The sequence below is a fragment of the Lysobacter daejeonensis GH1-9 genome (assembly GCF_000768355.1).
GTDB classification, from domain to species: Bacteria; Pseudomonadota; Gammaproteobacteria; order Xanthomonadales; family Xanthomonadaceae; genus Aerolutibacter; species Aerolutibacter daejeonensis.
Genome location: NZ_AVPU01000024.1, coordinates 1 through 15,304, shown reverse-complemented (window position 1 = coordinate 15,304; position 15,304 = coordinate 1). Strand labels below are relative to the sequence as shown.

The 15,304-nt window shown below is 67.6% G+C and carries 16 protein-coding genes; 3 read left to right on the top strand and 13 right to left on the bottom strand.

The features are described from left to right. Positions 1-10: 10 nt before the first annotated feature. Positions 11-1,381, bottom strand: coding sequence for a bifunctional UDP-N-acetylglucosamine diphosphorylase/glucosamine-1-phosphate N-acetyltransferase GlmU (gene glmU / locus N800_RS12110; protein WP_036138952.1), 1,371 nt, complete (start codon positions 1,379-1,381; stop codon positions 11-13). 84 nt (positions 1,382-1,465) lie between these two features. On the opposite strand from glmU, the gene N800_RS12105 reads away from it, so the two are divergent. Together N800_RS12105 and N800_RS12100 are read left to right on the top strand one after the other, a co-directional pair. After that, entirely contained in the window at positions 1,466-3,466 is a 2,001-nt protein-coding gene (locus tag N800_RS12105) for a hypothetical protein (RefSeq protein WP_156962987.1), read from the top strand. Next, complete coding sequence (locus tag N800_RS12100) at positions 3,463-3,846, top strand: GtrA family protein (protein WP_036138986.1); 384 nt, start codon at positions 3,463-3,465, stop codon at positions 3,844-3,846. Before N800_RS12105 ends, N800_RS12100 begins: the two co-directional genes overlap by 4 nt. A 54-nt stretch (positions 3,847-3,900) precedes the next feature. Here the strand turns inward: N800_RS12100 and N800_RS12095 are convergent, their stop codons facing one another. The 9 genes from N800_RS12095 to N800_RS12055 form a co-directional block, all read right to left on the bottom strand. After that, positions 3,901-4,326, bottom strand: coding sequence for a F0F1 ATP synthase subunit epsilon (locus N800_RS12095; protein WP_036138946.1), 426 nt, complete (start codon positions 4,324-4,326; stop codon positions 3,901-3,903). 44 nt (positions 4,327-4,370) lie between these two features. Next, positions 4,371-5,774, bottom strand: coding sequence for a F0F1 ATP synthase subunit beta (atpD, locus tag N800_RS12090; protein ID WP_036138943.1), 1,404 nt, complete (start codon positions 5,772-5,774; stop codon positions 4,371-4,373). A 74-nt stretch (positions 5,775-5,848) separates the two neighbouring features. Beyond that, positions 5,849-6,712: a F0F1 ATP synthase subunit gamma gene (gene atpG / locus N800_RS12085; protein ID WP_036138941.1), complete on the bottom strand. Its 864-nt coding sequence runs from the start codon at positions 6,710-6,712 to the stop codon at positions 5,849-5,851. Positions 6,713-6,813: 101 nt separating this feature from the next. Next, the gene (gene atpA / locus N800_RS12080) at positions 6,814-8,361 is read right to left on the bottom strand and encodes a F0F1 ATP synthase subunit alpha (RefSeq protein ID WP_036138938.1); all 1,548 of its coding nucleotides are present in this window, start codon (positions 8,359-8,361) and stop codon (positions 6,814-6,816) included. A 60-nt stretch (positions 8,362-8,421) separates the two neighbouring features. Then, a complete protein-coding gene (locus N800_RS12075; protein ID WP_036138936.1) occupies positions 8,422-8,949 on the bottom strand; it encodes a F0F1 ATP synthase subunit delta in 528 nt (175 codons plus the stop codon). A gap of 7 nt (positions 8,950-8,956) precedes the next feature. After that, positions 8,957-9,427, bottom strand: coding sequence for a F0F1 ATP synthase subunit B (locus tag N800_RS12070; RefSeq protein ID WP_036138933.1), 471 nt, complete (start codon positions 9,425-9,427; stop codon positions 8,957-8,959). A 108-nt stretch (positions 9,428-9,535) separates the two neighbouring features. Continuing rightward, positions 9,536-9,832 (bottom strand): F0F1 ATP synthase subunit C, encoded by a 297-nt coding sequence (gene atpE, locus N800_RS12065; protein WP_036138930.1) that lies wholly within the window; start codon positions 9,830-9,832, stop codon positions 9,536-9,538. A 74-nt stretch (positions 9,833-9,906) separates the two neighbouring features. After that, positions 9,907-10,704 (bottom strand): F0F1 ATP synthase subunit A, encoded by a 798-nt coding sequence (gene atpB / locus N800_RS12060; protein ID WP_036138927.1) that lies wholly within the window; start codon positions 10,702-10,704, stop codon positions 9,907-9,909. Between the two features lie 60 nt (positions 10,705-10,764). After that, positions 10,765-11,130 carry a hypothetical protein gene (locus N800_RS12055; protein ID WP_036138925.1) on the bottom strand — a complete coding sequence of 122 codons (366 nt, stop codon included), beginning with the start codon at positions 11,128-11,130 and terminating at the stop codon, positions 10,765-10,767. Between the two features lie 229 nt (positions 11,131-11,359). Here N800_RS12055 and N800_RS12050 point away from each other — a divergent pair, with 229 nt between their 5' ends. Continuing rightward, complete coding sequence (locus N800_RS12050) at positions 11,360-11,584, top strand: DUF2061 domain-containing protein (protein WP_036138921.1); 225 nt, start codon at positions 11,360-11,362, stop codon at positions 11,582-11,584. Positions 11,585-11,728: 144 nt separating this feature from the next. On the opposite strand, the gene lpdA is transcribed toward N800_RS12050, so the two are convergent. The 3 genes from lpdA to N800_RS12035 all read right to left on the bottom strand — a co-directional run. Further along, on the bottom strand, positions 11,729-13,573 hold the full coding sequence (gene lpdA, locus N800_RS12045; protein WP_036138918.1) for a dihydrolipoyl dehydrogenase: 1,845 nt from the start codon (positions 13,571-13,573) through the stop codon (positions 11,729-11,731). Continuing rightward, positions 13,560-14,225: a hypothetical protein gene (locus N800_RS12040; RefSeq protein ID WP_036138983.1), complete on the bottom strand. Its 666-nt coding sequence runs from the start codon at positions 14,223-14,225 to the stop codon at positions 13,560-13,562. The genes lpdA and N800_RS12040 overlap by 14 nt, the downstream gene beginning before the upstream one ends. 2 nt (positions 14,226-14,227) lie before the next feature. After that, positions 14,228-15,304, bottom strand: a 1,077-nt coding sequence (locus tag N800_RS12035; protein WP_036138915.1) for a dihydrolipoyllysine-residue acetyltransferase, incomplete at its 5' end; no start/stop codon positions are given.

Genomic DNA, 15,304 nt, shown 5'->3' with positions numbered 1-15,304 from the left:
GGGATGCGCATCAGCGCGGTTTTTTCTCCGGGCGCTTCCAGCCTTCCACCGTGCTCTGGCGGGCGCGCGCGACGGTCAGCTGCCCGGCCGGGGCGTTGCGGGTCAGCACCGTCCCGGCAGCCAAGGTGGCATCGCGCCCCACGGTCACCGGCGCCACCAGCGAGCTGTTGGAGCCGATGAAGGCACCGTCCTCGATGGTGGTGGTGGACTTGTTCACCCCGTCGTAGTTGCAGGTGATGGTGCCGGCGCCCACGTTGACCTTGCTGCCGATGACCGCATCGCCCAGGTAGCTCAGGTGGTTGGCCTTGCTGGCCACGCCCAGCCGTGCGTTCTTGGTCTCGACGAAGTTGCCGATGTGCACGCCGTCGGCCAGCACGGTGCCCGGACGCAGCCGCGCGAACGGGCCGATGCTGGCGGTCCCTTCCACCACCACCCCGTCCAGGTCGCAATGCGCGCGCACCTCGGTGCCCGGGCCCAGCTTGACGTCCCTGAGCCGGCAGAACGGGCCAATGCGCACGCCATCGGCCAGCTCGACGTTGCCTTCCAGCACCACGTTGGCGTCGATCTCGACGTCGCGACCGACCGTGACCACGCCCCGCACGTCCAGCCGCGCCGGATCGACCAGGCGCGCGCCGGCCACGCACAAAATTCGCGCTTGGCGCAGTTGGAAGGCGCGCTCCAGCTGGGCCAGCTGCCACGGGTCGTTGGCGCCCTCCACCTCGATCGGCTCGCCCACGTGCACCATCTCGGCGGCGCTGAATTCGGCGGCGGCGGCGGCGAACACGTCGGTCAGGTAGTACTCGCCCTGCGCGTTCTCATTGCCCAGGTTGGCCAACCAGCGGCGCAGCGGCTCGCCATCGGCCACGAGGATCCCCGTGTTGACCGTGCGGATCTCGCGCTGCTCGTGCGTGGCGTCCTTGTGTTCGACGATCGCGCCGACCCGCCCCTCCGCGTCACGCACGATGCGACCGTAGCCGGTGGGGTCCTCCAGGTCGGCTACCAGTACCGCCAAGCGGCCCGGCGCGGCCAACAGGCGCTCCAGGGTGTGCGCAGTGATCAGCGGCACGTCGCCGTACAGCACCAGCACCCGCGCATCCATCGGCACCTCGGGCATCGCCTGCTGCAGGGCATGACCGGTGCCCAGGCGCTGCGCCTGTTCGCTCCAGTGCAGGTCCGCGTCGGCAATGAACGCATCGCGCACCTGATCGCCGCCGTGGCCGTAGACCACATGGATGCCGGCCGGCTGCAACGCGCGCGCGGTGTCGATCACATGGCCGAGCATCGGCTTGCCCGCCACCTTCTGCAGCACCTTCGGCACCGCCGACTTCATGCGCTTGCCTTCGCCAGCGGCGAGGATGACGACGTGCAGCGGTGCGGACATGCGTACTCCGGGATTCGCAACGGGACAGAGCGGACATTCTAGCCGCCGGCTGCCTGCTACGATGCCGCGGCCATGGAATACACGATGACGCTCCCCCGGTCCAAGCAGGCCGCCGAAGGGATGGTATGGGCAGGCGTGGGCGCCTGCATCGCCGGCCTGCTGCTGCACCGCATGTGGACGGTGTTGCCCGCCGGCCGATTCGGCGAAGCGCTGCTGCTGGCCGCACTGGCCAGCCTGTTGGCGTGGCCGCTGGTGCGCTGGCGTCGAATGCCATGGGCCAACGCCTTGCTGCTAGTCTGGATCGGCGCGCTGGTCGCGATGGCCGGCCTGTTGCCCGCGTTGGGAGTGGCGCTGCTGCTGGCAGCCGCACTGGCCCTGGGATCGCTGCTGATCGGTGACGCGCGCCCTGCACTGGCGTGCGCCTGCGGCTTGGCCATCCTCGCCTGTCTGGGCGGCTGGCTGGCGCCTTTGCCAGTGCATCGGATCTGGACCTGGGGCCCGCTGTTGCTGGCCTTGGCCGCGTGGCGCTTGCGGCCGCTCGGCGACCAGTTGCGCACCTCGCTGCAGGCATGGAACCGGGCCGTGCTGGAGGCCCCGCGCGCAGCGGCCTGGAGCGTGCTGGCCCTGGGCCTGGCCGCGACCGGTAGCTGGTTGCCGACGATGCAGCACGACGACATCGCGTACCACCTGGGTCTGCCATGGCAATGGCTGACGACCGGCCGCTACGCGCTCGACCCGACGCACCAGGTGTGGACGATGGCGCCGTGGGCCGGCGACGTCCTCAACGGCATCGTCCAGTTGCTGGCCCAGTCCGAAGCACGCGGTCCGCTCAACGCAGGTTGGATGGTGCTCACCTGCGCCGGCCTGTGGCGGCTGGCCGCCGGGCTGGCCCTGCCGGCCGCTTTGCGCTGGGCGACCCTCGCGCTGTTCGCCAGCCTGCCGATGGTCCCGGCCCTGATGGCCAGCATGCAGACCGAGGCTGCGGCCACTGCCACGGGCGTGCTGCTGGCGTCACTGGTGATGGAGCCACTGGGCCGGCAGGGACGCAGCCTGCGGGCCGGCCTGCTGCTGTTCGCGCTGTTGCTGGCACTGAAGCCGCTGCATGCACTCGCGGCGCTTCCGCTGCTGGCATGGGCGGCGTTGCGCCACCGCACCCTGCTGACGTCCTGGAGATGGCCGGTCGCAGCCGCGCTGGCGCTCGTGCTGGGCGCGTCCAGCTACACCTACGCCTGGACCGTCGCGGGCAATCCGGTGCTGCCGTTGTTCAATGGCGTGTTCCAGTCGCCCTACTTCGGCGCCTACAACTTCGGCGACGCGCGCTGGCATGCCGGCTTTGACGCCACGTTGGCATGGCGCATGACATTCCAGACCAGTCGTTACCTGGAGGCTTGGGACGGCGGCATCGGTTTCGTGCTCGTTGCGCTGGGCGGCGCCGGGCTGGTGGCGGTGTGGCAATCCCGGACGCGCGCCCTGGCGCTGTGCGCACTGGCGATGATGGCCGTACCCCTGGCCGGCATGCAGTACGCCCGCTATGCCCACCCTGGGCTGGTGTTGCTGTTGCCGGCGCTGGTCGCCGCCCTGCACGCTGCCCTGCCGATGCCGCGGTTGCGGTGGGTGCTGGTGGGCACCTGCCTGCTCAACTTAGCCTTCCAGGCCAACGCGCAGTGGATGCTGCATACCGGCGCCATCAAGCGCAGCATCGGCCTGCTCGGTCGTGACACGCCGCTGCTCGCGCGCTACGTGCCCGAGCGTGTGCTGGCCGCCGCGATCCGCGAGCGGGCACCGGACCGCGGCGCCGTGCTGGTGTTGTCCTCGGCCCCCGCCTATGCGGAGTTCGGCACCCGGGGGCGCACCGCCACCTGGTACGCTCCACGCGTGGAGGCGGCGCGCCAGGTTGCCGACGGCGATGCTTCGGGACGCGCGTGGCAAGCCTTGTTGGAGCGCGAGGAAGTCACCGAAATCCTGCTGCGCCCCACCGAACTGACACCCGCGCAGCGCGCGGGACTGCAGGCGGCGGGCGCGCGGCGGATGTTGTCGGTCGGCGAAGCGGAGTGGTGGCAACGGCCTACGGGTCGCGCGCCGTGAGCCTGACTCGACAGAGTGGCCATTACCTCGCCATCGGCATCGTCCAGTGGCTGCTGGACTGGGGCGTGATGGTCGGGCTCAGCCATGTGGGCGTGCCGGTGGAAATCGCCAACATCGCCGGACGCATCTGCGGCGCCAGCCTGGGCTTCTGGGCCAACGGCCGCTTCACCTTCGCCGGAGCTAACACCGCCGTCGGCCGCCACCAACTGCTGCGGTTCCTGGTCATGTGGCTGGGCACCACCGTGGCCAGCACCTGGGCACTGGCCACCGTCGACGACCTGCTCGGCCTGAAATGGGCCTGGCTGGCCAAGCCGCTGGTGGAGCTGGCCTTGGGCGCGCTGGGTTTCTTCATGTCGCGGCACTGGGTCTACCGCAAGTAGAAACAAGAACGCCGGCGCAAGGCCGGCGTTCTCGCAACCACGTCGCCCGCAGGCTCAGTGCTTGAGGTTCTTGCGCAGGCGCTCCAGCGCGCTCAGCTGGGCGATGCTCATCGCCAGCTGCGCCTGGGCTTCCTCCAGGCTCATCTTCGGATCCTTCTTGGACAGGATGCGCTCGGCTTCTTCCTTCGCCGCGCGCACCTTGGCCTCGTCGATGTCCTCGGCGCGGATCGCGGTGTCGGCCAGCACGGTCACCACCTGCGGCTGCACCTCGAGGATGCCGCCGGAAATGGCGATGTCGACCTGCTCGCCGCCCGGCAGGGTCACCACGACCTTGCCCGGCTTCAGGCGGGTGATCAGCGGCGCATGGCGCGGCGCGATGCCGAGTTCGCCCATCTCGCCGGTGGCGACCAGCAGCTCGGCGTCACCGTGGAAGATTTCGTTCTCGGCGCTGACGATGTCGCAACGGAAGGTGGTGCTCATCAGGATGTCCTTGGTTGATCAGGTGCGGAAGAAAGGGTGGGCGCTCAGCCCACGCCCATCTTCTTGGCCTTCTCGACCGCTTCCTCGATGGAGCCGACCATGTAGAACGCCTGCTCCGGCAGGTGGTCGTACTCGCCCTCGACGATGCCCTTGAAGCCGCGGATGGTGTCCTTCAGCGACACGTACTTGCCCGGCGAGCCGGTGAACACTTCGGCCACGTGGAACGGCTGCGAGAAGAAGCGCTCGATCTTGCGGGCGCGCGACACGGCCTGCTTGTCTTCTTCCGACAGTTCGTCCATGCCCAGGATCGCGATGATGTCCTTGAGCTCCTTGTACTTCTGCAGCGTCGACTGCACCTTGCGCGCGGTGTCGTAGTGCTCGTTGCCGATCACGTTCGGGTCCAGCTGGCGCGAGGTCGAGTCCAGCGGGTCCACGGCCGGGTAGATACCCAGCGAGGCGATGTTACGGCTCAACACGACGGTGGCGTCGAGGTGGGCGAAGGTGGTCGCTGGCGACGGGTCGGTCAGGTCGTCCGCGGGCACGTACACGGCCTGGATCGAGGTGATCGAACCGGTCTTGGTCGAGGTGATGCGCTCCTGCAGGACGCCCATTTCCTCGGCCAGGGTCGGCTGGTAGCCCACCGCCGACGGCATGCGGCCGAGCAGCGCCGACACTTCGGTACCGGCCAGCGTGTAGCGGTAGATGTTGTCGACGAACAGCAGCACGTCCTTACCCTTGCCCGAGGCGTCCTTCTCGTCGCGGAAGTACTCGGCCATGGTCAGGCCGGTCAGGGCGACGCGCAGACGGTTGCCCGGCGGCTCGTTCATCTGGCCGTACACCATCGCCACCTTGTCGAGGACGTTGGAGTCCTTCATCTCGTGGTAGAAGTCGTTGCCCTCGCGGGTACGCTCGCCCACGCCGGCGAACACGGACAGACCCGAGTGCGCCTTGGCGATGTTGTTGATGAGCTCCATCATGTTGACGGTCTTGCCCACGCCGGCGCCGCCGAACAGGCCGACCTTGCCGCCCTTTGCGAACGGGCACATCAGGTCGATGACCTTGATGCCGGTTTCCAGCAGCTCGTTGGCCGAGGACTGGTCTTCGTACGACGGGGCGGCGCGGTGGATTTCCCAATGGTCGGAAGCGGCCACCGGGCCGGCCTCGTCGATCGGGGTGCCGAGCACGTCCATGATGCGGCCCAGCGTACCGGCGCCGACCGGCACCGCGATGCCCTTGCCGGTGTTGGTGGCGATCAGGTTGCGCTTCAGGCCGTCGGTGGAACCGAGGGCGATGGTGCGGACGACGCCGTCGCCCAGCTGCTGCTGCACTTCCAGCGTGATCGCGGTGCCGTCGACCTTCAGCGCGTCGTACACCTTCGGCACGAACTCACGCGGGAACTCGACGTCGACAACGGCACCGATGATCTGAACGATCTTGCCCTGGCTCATTGTGGTTTCCTCTAACTTTAAATCTGCTTGGCGCGGGCGGCTGCCCGTGCCGGAATGTGTGTTCAAACCCGGGCTTAGACCGCCGCGGCGCCGCCGACGATTTCCGAGATTTCCTGGGTGATCGCCGCCTGGCGGGCCTTGTTGTAGACCAGCTGGAGGGTGCCGATCAGCTTGTTGGCGTTGTCGGACGCGGCCTTCATCGCGACCATGCGCGCGGCATGTTCGGAGGCCACGTTCTCGAGCACCGCCTGGTACACCAGCGACTCGATGTAGCGGGTCAGCACGTGGTCCAGCACGCCTTCGGCGTTGGGCTCGTAGATGTAGTCCCAGTCATGCTTGGCGACCGGCGCATCGGATGGCGGCAACGGCAGCAGCTGGTCGAACGTCGCGCGCTGCACCATCGTGTTGACGAAGTCGTTGTAGCAGACGAACACGCGGTCGATGTTGCCGGCGCTGTAGCCGTCCAGCACGACCTTGACCACGCCCACCAGCTGCTCGAGCTTGGGCTGGTCGCCCAGGTGGGTGACCGAAGCCAGCATGTTCACGTGCAGGCGGCGGAAGAACACCGAGGCCTTCTGGCCAATGGTGACCACGTCGATCTCGACGCCCTGCTCCTGCCACTTGCGGAACTCGGTGACGAGCTTGCGGAACATGTTGTTGTTCAGACCGCCGGCCAGGCCGCGGTCGGACGACACCACGATGTAGCCAACGCGCTTCACGTCCTTGCGCTCGACCATGTACGGGTGCTGGTAATCGCTGTTGGCCTGGGCCAGGTGGCCGATCACCTGCTTCATCACGCGCGCGTAAGGGCGCGACACCCGCATCCGCTCCTGCGCCTTGCGGATCTTGGAGGCCGAGACCATCTCGAGCGCGCGCGTCACCTTGCGGGTGTTCTGCACGCTCTTGATCTTCGTCTTGATTTCGCGTCCGCCTGCCATGCTGCTCTCTTCTGCTTGGACTCAACGACGCGGGCCGAGGCCCGCGCGGATGGTTGCCTGCCCTGCCCGGTGCGCCGCGAACGGCGCGCCCGACGTGGGGCTTACCAGGAACCGGTGGTCTTGAACTCGCCGATGCCCTTCTTGAAGGCACCTTCGATGTCGTCGTTCCAGTTGCCCGTGCTGTTGATCTGGTCGATCAGCGCGCCCTGGGTGTTGATGAAGTGGGCGTGCAGGCCGTCTTCGAACGCCAGGATCTTGTTGACCGGCACGTCGTCGAGGTAACCCTCGTTGACGGCGTAGATCGACAGGGCCTGCAGCGCGATCGACATCGGCGCGTACTGCTTCTGCTTCATCAGCTCGGTGACGCGCTGGCCGCGCTCGAGCTGCTTGCGGGTGGCTTCGTCCAGGTCCGAGGCGAACTGCGCGAACGCGGCCAGCTCACGGTACTGGGCGAGGGCGATACGGATGCCGCCCGACAGCTTCTTGATGATCTTGGTCTGGGCGGCGCCACCGACGCGCGACACCGAGATACCGGCGTTCACGGCCGGGCGGATGCCCGCGTTGAACAGGTCGGTTTCCAGGAAGATCTGGCCGTCGGTGATCGAGATCACGTTGGTCGGCACGAACGCGGACACGTCGCCGGCCTGGGTCTCGATGATCGGCAGCGCGGTCAGCGAACCGGTCTTGCCCTTGACGGCACCGTTGGTGAACTTCTCGACGTACTCCTCGGACACGCGCGCGGCGCGCTCCAGCAGGCGGCTGTGCAGGTAGAACACGTCACCCGGGTAGGCTTCGCGGCCCGGCGGACGCTTCAGCAGCAGCGAGATCTGGCGGTAGGCCACGGCCTGCTTGGACAGGTCGTCGTACACGATCAGGGCGTCTTCGCCGCGATCCATGAAGTACTCACCCATGGTCGCGCCGGAGTAGGCGCTGATGTACTGCATCGCGGCCGACTCGGAGGCGGTGGCGGCCACGACGATGGTGTGGGCCAGCGCGCCGTTCTCTTCCAGCTTGCGCACGATGTTGGCCACGGTCGAGGCCTTCTGGCCGATCGCGACGTACACGCACTTGATGCCGGTGCCCTTCTGGTTGATCACGGCGTCGATGGCCATCGCGGTCTTGCCGGTCTGGCGGTCGCCGATGATCAGCTCGCGCTGGCCGCGGCCGATCGGGATCATCGAGTCGACCGACTTGTAACCGGTCTGCACCGGCTGGTCGACCGACTTGCGCCAGATCACGCCCGGAGCCACGCGCTCCACCGGCGCGGAGATCGCGGCGTTGATCGGGCCCTTGCCGTCGATCGGCTCGCCCAGGGCGTTCACCACGCGGCCCAGCAGCTCCGGACCGGTCGGCACTTCGAGGATGCGGCCGGTGGTCTTGGCCACGTCGCCTTCGCGCAGGTGCTCGTAGTCACCCAGGACCACGGCGCCGACGGAGTCGCGCTCCAGGTTCAGGGCCAGGGCGAAGGTGCTGTTCGGCAGCTCGATCATTTCACCCTGCATCACGTCGGCCAGGCCGTGGATGCGCACGATGCCGTCGGACACCGAGGTGACGGTGCCTTCGTTGCGCGCCTCGGCGGCCAGCTTGACCTTCTCGATGCGGGTCTTGATCAGTTCGCTGATTTCGGACGGGTTGAGCTGGGTTTGCATGGGAGTTTCCCTATGTGCCCGGCGTTGCCGCCGGAGTAGCAATTGAAGACTTGTGTGCCGTCAGCCCGCGAGCGCGGATTGCAGGCGCGAGAGCTTGCCCTTGAGCGAGCCGTCGATGACCACGTCGCCGGCGTCGATCACCGCGCCGCCGATCAGCGACGCGTCGATGGCCGTCTCGATCTCGACGTCGCGGCCAAAGCGCTTCATCAGCGCGGCCTTGATCGACTCGAGTTCGGCGGCCGGCAGTTCGGCGGCGGCGGTCACCTTGGCCTTGACCACGCGGTCGGCCTCGGCGCGCAGCTCCTCGAACAGCCCGGCGATCTCCGGCAGCAGCGGGAGGCGGCGGTTGTCGGCGAGCAAGCCGAGGAAGCGGATGAAGGCTTCGTCGGCGCCGTCGATGACCAGCAGGCCGACGGCGTCGGCACTGCTCAGCAGCGGGTGGCCGAGCACGGCTTGCGCCTGCGGGTCGGCGGACACGCGCGCGGCGAAGGCCAGGGCCTTCGACCAGTCGGCGGAACGGCCACCGTCACGCGACAACGCGAAGGCTGCGCGGGCATACGGGCGGGCGAGGGTCAGGGGCTGGCTCATGGTGGGCTCAGATTTCCGCGGCGAGCTCGTCGAGCAGCGCCTTGTGGGCGTTGGCGTCGATTTCGCGCTTGAGCAGCTTCTCGGCGCCGGTCACGGCCAGGGCGGACACGTGCTTGCGCAGGTCTTCGCGGGCGCGGGTGGCGGACGCTTCGATCTCGGCCAGGGCCAGGGCCTTCTGGCGCTCGCCTTCGGCGAGGGCTTCGTTCTTGGCCTGGTCGATGATCTGGTTGGCGCGCTGGTGCGCCTGCTCGATGATCTCGTTGGCCTTGCCACGCGCTTCGCGCAGGGCGGCGTCGACCTGTTCCTGGGCCTGGGCCAGGGCCTTCTGGCTGTTGTCAGCCGCGGCCAGACCTTCGGCGATCTTCTGCTGGCGCTCTTCGATCGCAGCCAGCAGCGGCGGCCAGATCTTGGTCGCGATGATCCAGATCAAACCGGCAAATGCCAGCGCCTGGGCAATGAGGGTCATGCCGATGTTCATTGATGATGCTCTGCCAGAGGTGACGGGAAAGGGCGCGATGTCGCGCCCGTCCTTCAACCGTGGTGCAGGCCGGCGAACCGGCCCGCACCCGTCAAGCGGATTGGCTTATCAGCCGGCCAGCTTGGCGGCTTCGGCCAGCAGCGCCGAGGCCAGCGGGTTGGCGAAGGCCAGCAGCAGGGCGACGGCGACGGTAATGATGAACGCGGCGTCGATCAGGCCGGCGGTGATGAACATGCGGACCTGCAGGACCGGGATCAGCTCCGGCTGGCGGGCGGCCGACTCAAGGAACTTGCCGGACATGATGGCCAGACCGAGACCGGCGCCGAGGGCGGCGAGGCCGATCATGATGCCGACGGCCAGAACGGTCGAGGCCTGAACCGAAGCGAGGTGGGCAAGGATTTCCATGGTTGTCTCCGAACGGGTGCTTTAAGGGTTGAAACGAGGAAGGGTTGAAACGATTCGAGCGTGCGCCGAAGCGCTTAGTGAGCGTCTTCCGACAGGCTCAGGTACACGATGGACAGCATCATGAAGATGAACGCCTGCAGCGGAATCACCAGCAGGTGGAACAGCATCCAGCCGAGGCCGAACGCGCCGCCCGCGAGGGCGCCCAGGATGCCGGCACCGCCGAGCACCCAGATGAGGAGGAACACGATTTCGCCGCCGAACATGTTGCCGAACAGTCGCATGGCCAGCGAAATCGGCTTGCTCAGCCACTCAACGATGTTGAGGATCAGGTTGAACGGCACCATCCACTTGCCAAACGGCGCGGTCAGGAATTCCTTGGTGAAGCCGCCCAGGCCCTTGGAACGGATGGCGAAGAACAGCATCAGGAAGAACACGCTGATCGACATGCCGAGCGTCGCGTTGACGTCGGCGGTCGGCACCGGCTTCCAGTAATGGACGCCCACCAGCTCCAGCGGCTTGGCGATGAAGTCTGCCGGGATCATCTTCAGCAGGTTCATCATCAGGATCCAGAAGAACAGGGTGATCGCGATCGGCGTCACCAGCTTGCTCGGACCGTGGTAGGTGTCGCGCGCCTGCTTGTCGACGAACTCCAGGCAGATCTCGACGAAGGCCTGCCATTTGCCCGGCACGCCGGACGTGGCCTTGCGCGTGGCCAGCCAGAACGCGAACACGATCACCAGGCCCATCAGCACTGCGGTGATGAACGTGTCCAGGTGCAGGGTCCAGAAGCCACCCTCGCCGACTTGGACGGTCAGGTTCTTGAGGTGGTGCTGGATATATTCGGTGGGAGTCAGTTCTGCCGCGCCGGACATGTGCCCTAACCTTGCAATGTGAAATTTATGAACGACGGATTGCTGGCCAAACCAGTGCCGTCAGCGACGGGTCGCGGCGAGGGCGAGCGCAACGAGTGCAGCCACGATCCCCAGCAGCAGCGGCAGCGCCGGCAAGTGCCAGACCACCACGCCCAACCACAGCACCACGAACACCACCAGCCACTTCAATGCCAAGCCCGCCAGCCAGCGGCCCATGACCGTGCCCGCGGACCCGACGCCACCCCTGAACAGCAGGCGGGCCGCGATGGCACCTCCGGCCGCCATCGCGCCGCCGCCAAGCAGCGCCGCGAGGGCATGCGTGCCACCCTTGGCCAGGAAAGCCAGCGCCAGCAGGGCTGTCGCGGTGGCTTGCCAGACGACCGTGCGGGTCGCCAGGCGACGGCCGGCTGTCAGTGGGTCGTGCACGCTGGTCCCGGTCGGAGGAAGTGGGCTGAAAAGCGCCCGGGTAAGCCGCAAAAGTATAGAACGGCTACGGGGGCGGAGCAACCGACGATGGTCGGCGGTTTCCTTGTGAAACAACGGCTCACGGCCCGGGGCGATTGGCTCGATCTATGAAAACCGCAGGAAATTTCGACTGGACGGCCTAGAAGGCAGCCGGATAATCGAGATCAATTCTCATTTGCAGGCAGATGCCATGCGCAAGACCCTCAGCTTTGCCGCCGTGCACTTCACCGTCGCCTTCACCCTGGGCTACCTCATGACCGGCAGCGTCTGGGTTGGCGGCGCCATGGCGCTGGTGGAGCCGGCGGTCAACACCGTGGCCTTCCACCTGCACGAAAAGGTGTGGCGGCGGCTGGCCCATCGCAATCCACGCCGCGCCTCGGCCGCACCCCGGCCATCGACGCAAGTTATCGCTTGAATCTGCGCGCCGGCGGGAACCTTTTCCCGCCGCGCCGGTCCCATACCCCGAGTCCCGCCGCTCCAAACCTCCTCGTCAAAGGCAACGCAACGGCGGCACTCAAAGCCCCGGCCCGGGTGTGCTCCCCGGGCCGGGGCTTTGCTGTCATTTCTTCTTCGGAAGGTAGAGATCGGTGATGGTGCCGTCATAGACCTCGGCCGCCATGCCCACCGACTCACTCAGCGTCGGATGCGGGTGGATGGTGGCGCCGATGTCATGCACCTCGCAGCCCATCTCGATGGCGAGCCCGATTTCCGCGATCAGGTCGCCGGCATGCACGCCGACGATGCCGCCGCCGATGATGCGGTGCGTGGCCTCATCGAAGACCAGCTTGGTGAAGCCCTCGGTGCGGCCCAGGCCGATCGCGCGGCCACTGGCGGCCCACGGGAACTTGCCCACGCCCACCTTCAGGCCCTTGGCCTTGGCTTCGGTCTCGGTGACGCCCACCCAGGCGATTTCCGGATCGGTGTAGGCCACCGACGGGATCACGCGCGCGACCCACTCCTTCTTCTCGCCAAACGCGACCTCCGCGGCGAGCTTGCCCTCGTGCGTGGCCTTGTGCGCCAGCATCGGCTGGCCGACGAGGTCGCCGATGGCGAAGATGTGCGGCACGTTGGTGCGCATCTGCCGGTCGACCGGGATGAAGCCGCGATCGGTGACGCTGACGCCGGCTTTGTTCGCGTCCAACTTGCCGCCGTTGGGCGAGCGGCCGACGGCAACCAGCACGCGGTCGAAGGTCTGCGGCTCGGGTGCGCTGCCACCCTCCTGCGCAGGCTCGAAACGCACCTTGAGGCCACCCTTGAGCGCCTCGGTACCCGCGGCCTTGACCTTGGTGTGGACGATAACGCCTTGCTTTTTCAGACGGTCGGCCAGCGGCTTGATCAGGTCGGTGTCGGCGCCCGGCATGATCTGGTCGGCGAATTCGACCACGGTCACTTCGCTGCCCAGCGCGCGGTACACGGTGGCCATTTCCAGGCCGATGATGCCGCCGCCCACGACCAGCAGCCTCTTCGGCACTTCGGCCAATTCCAGCGCGTCGGTGGAATCCATCACGCGCGCGTCGCCCCACGGGAAGCCCGGCAGCTTCACCGCCTGCGAGCCCGCGGCGATGATGCATTGCTCGAAGCGGATGAGCTGGGTGCCGTTGGGCCCGGCCACCTCCACCTCATGCGGCGACACGAACTTGCCCACGCCCTCGACCACGCGCACCTTGCGCTGCTTGGCCATGCCGGACAGGCCCTTGGTCAGCTGGCCGACGACCTTTTCCTTGTAGGCGCGCAGCGCGTCAAGGGTGATCTTGGGCTTGCCGAAGTCGATGCCATAGTCCTTGGCGTGCGCGGCTTCGTCGATCACCGCGGCGGCGTGCAGCAGCGCCTTGGACGGAATGCAGCCGACATTGAGGCAGACACCGCCGAGGCTGGCGTAGCGCTCGATGAGCACGGTATCCATGCCGAGGTCGGCGGAGCGGAACGCGGCGGTATAGCCGCCCGGACCCGCGCCGAGGACCAGCATGCGGCACTCGATGTCGGGTTTGCGCCCGGAGGCGGCGGCCGGAGCGGGGCCCGCGGGCGACGCCGGTTGCGCAACCGGCGCAACCGGCGCGATCGGTGCGGACGCAGCCCCGGTGGCGGCGGGCGTTGCTGCAGGTGCAGCCGAAGCCGGTGCCGCTGCGGGTGCGGTGGCCGGCGTCGCTGCCGGTGCGGCGCCCTCGCCTTCGGCTTCGATCAGCGCGATGACGCTGCCTTCGGACACGGCGTCGCCGAGCTTGACCTTGAGTTCCCTGATCACACCCGCGTGCGAGGCCGGCACTTCCATCGTGGCCTTGTCCGACTCCAGCGTGACCAGGCCTTGGTCCTTGGCGACGGTGTCGCCCACGGCGACCAGCAGTTCGATCACTGGCACATCGTCATAACCGCCGATGTCCGGGACCTTGATCTCAATCGTTGGCATGGGCCACTCCTTCGTCGGCACCCGTGGTGCTGGCCAGTTCTTCGCGCATCGTGTCCAGTGATTCCTGGATCTGGGTCCAGCGCTTCTCGCGCTTGGAGGCCTTCTCGTCCACGGCTTCGATCAGCAGGCCGATCTGTTCATGCAGGCGCTCGGCAGGGCCGCACTTGGGCGCGAGGCCGCTGATGCGCATGCCTTCCACCTGCAGCAGCCATAGGTCACCCTCGTGGAAGTTGGCTGCGCGGCTTGCCGGCGCGACGGTAGCCAGCACGCGGCCCCAGTCGTCCACCAACCGCTGGCCAACCAAGGCCGGGATCGGCACTTCCAGCACTTCGGGGGTCTGCTCCAGCACCAACCGCTGCTCGACGCCGTTGCGCACGGCGGTCCATTGCAGCACGCGCTCGTCGGCGAGGCTGTAGCGCAGCGTCCAGTCACCGCTCTCGGCAGGCACGAGTTGCAGGCTGCGTTCCTCCCCGCGCACGGGCAGCCAGGTCAACGACAGCACCGGCTGGCGACCGCCGAACAGCAGTTTCTCCGCGGCTTCACCGTGGTTCTGTGCGCCTACAGGCCAGCCGCGGCCAAGATCAACCACGCACTCGTCTGCCTGCGCGAGCGGCGCGACCGCCAGCGCGGCGGCCAGACACATGGCGCGCACGGTCACAGCAGGACCCGGCGCATGTCGGCCAGCAGCTGCGCCAGGTAGGCGGTGAAGCGCGCGGCGGCGGCGCCATCGATGACGCGGTGGTCGTACGACAGCGACAGCGGCAGGATCAGCTTGGGCTCGAACGCGCTGCCGCTCCACACCGGGCGGATGGCCGACTTGGACACACCGAGGATGGCGACTTCCGGCGCATTCACGATCGGCGTGAACTTGGTACCGCCGATACCGCCCAGCGAGCTGATCGAGAAGCAGCCGCCCTGCATGTCAGCGGGGCCGAGCTTGCCATCGCGCGCCTTCTTGGCCAGCTCGCTGGTTTCCTGCGCGATCTGCAGCACGCCCTTCTTGTCGACGTCGCGCACCACCGGCACCACGAGGCCGTTGGGCGTGTCGGCGGCGAAGCCGATGTGGAAATACTGCTTGAGGGTGAGCACTTCGCCCGAGGCGTCGAGCGAGGCATTGAAGGTGGGGAACTTCTGCAGCGCGGCGACCGAGGCCTTCATCAGGAAGGCGAGCATGGTCAGCTTGATGCCGGATTTCTCGTTTTCCTTGTTGAGCTGCACGCGCAACTCTTCCAGCTCGGTGATGTCGGCGTCGTCGTGCTGGGTGACGTGCGGGATCATCGCCCAGTTGCGGGCGAGGTTGGCGCCGGAGATCTTCTGGATGCGGCTGAGCTCGCGGGTCTCGACCGGGCCGAACTTGGCGAAGTCGACCTTGGGCCACGGCAGCAGGTTGAGCCCCCCCCCCCCGGCTACCGGCGTCGCGGCCATGGCACCACCGCCCTGCATCACGCCCTTGACGAACTTCTGCACGTCCTCGCGGGTGATGCGGCCACCACGCTCGCTGCCCTTGACGTGGCCGAGGTCCACGCCGAGTTCCCGCGCAAACAGGCGCACGGCGGGGCTGGCGTAGGGCACCTTGTTGGGCATCAGCTCGTCGGCCGTGAAGGCCACCGGCGGGGTGCGCGGCTCGCTGGCTGTGGCCGCAGTCTCGATTTCGCGGGCGGCAAGGGCGTCGGGCTGCGTGGACGGCGCGACGGGCTCGACGCGGGCGCCGGTCTCGGCGGTGGGCACCGG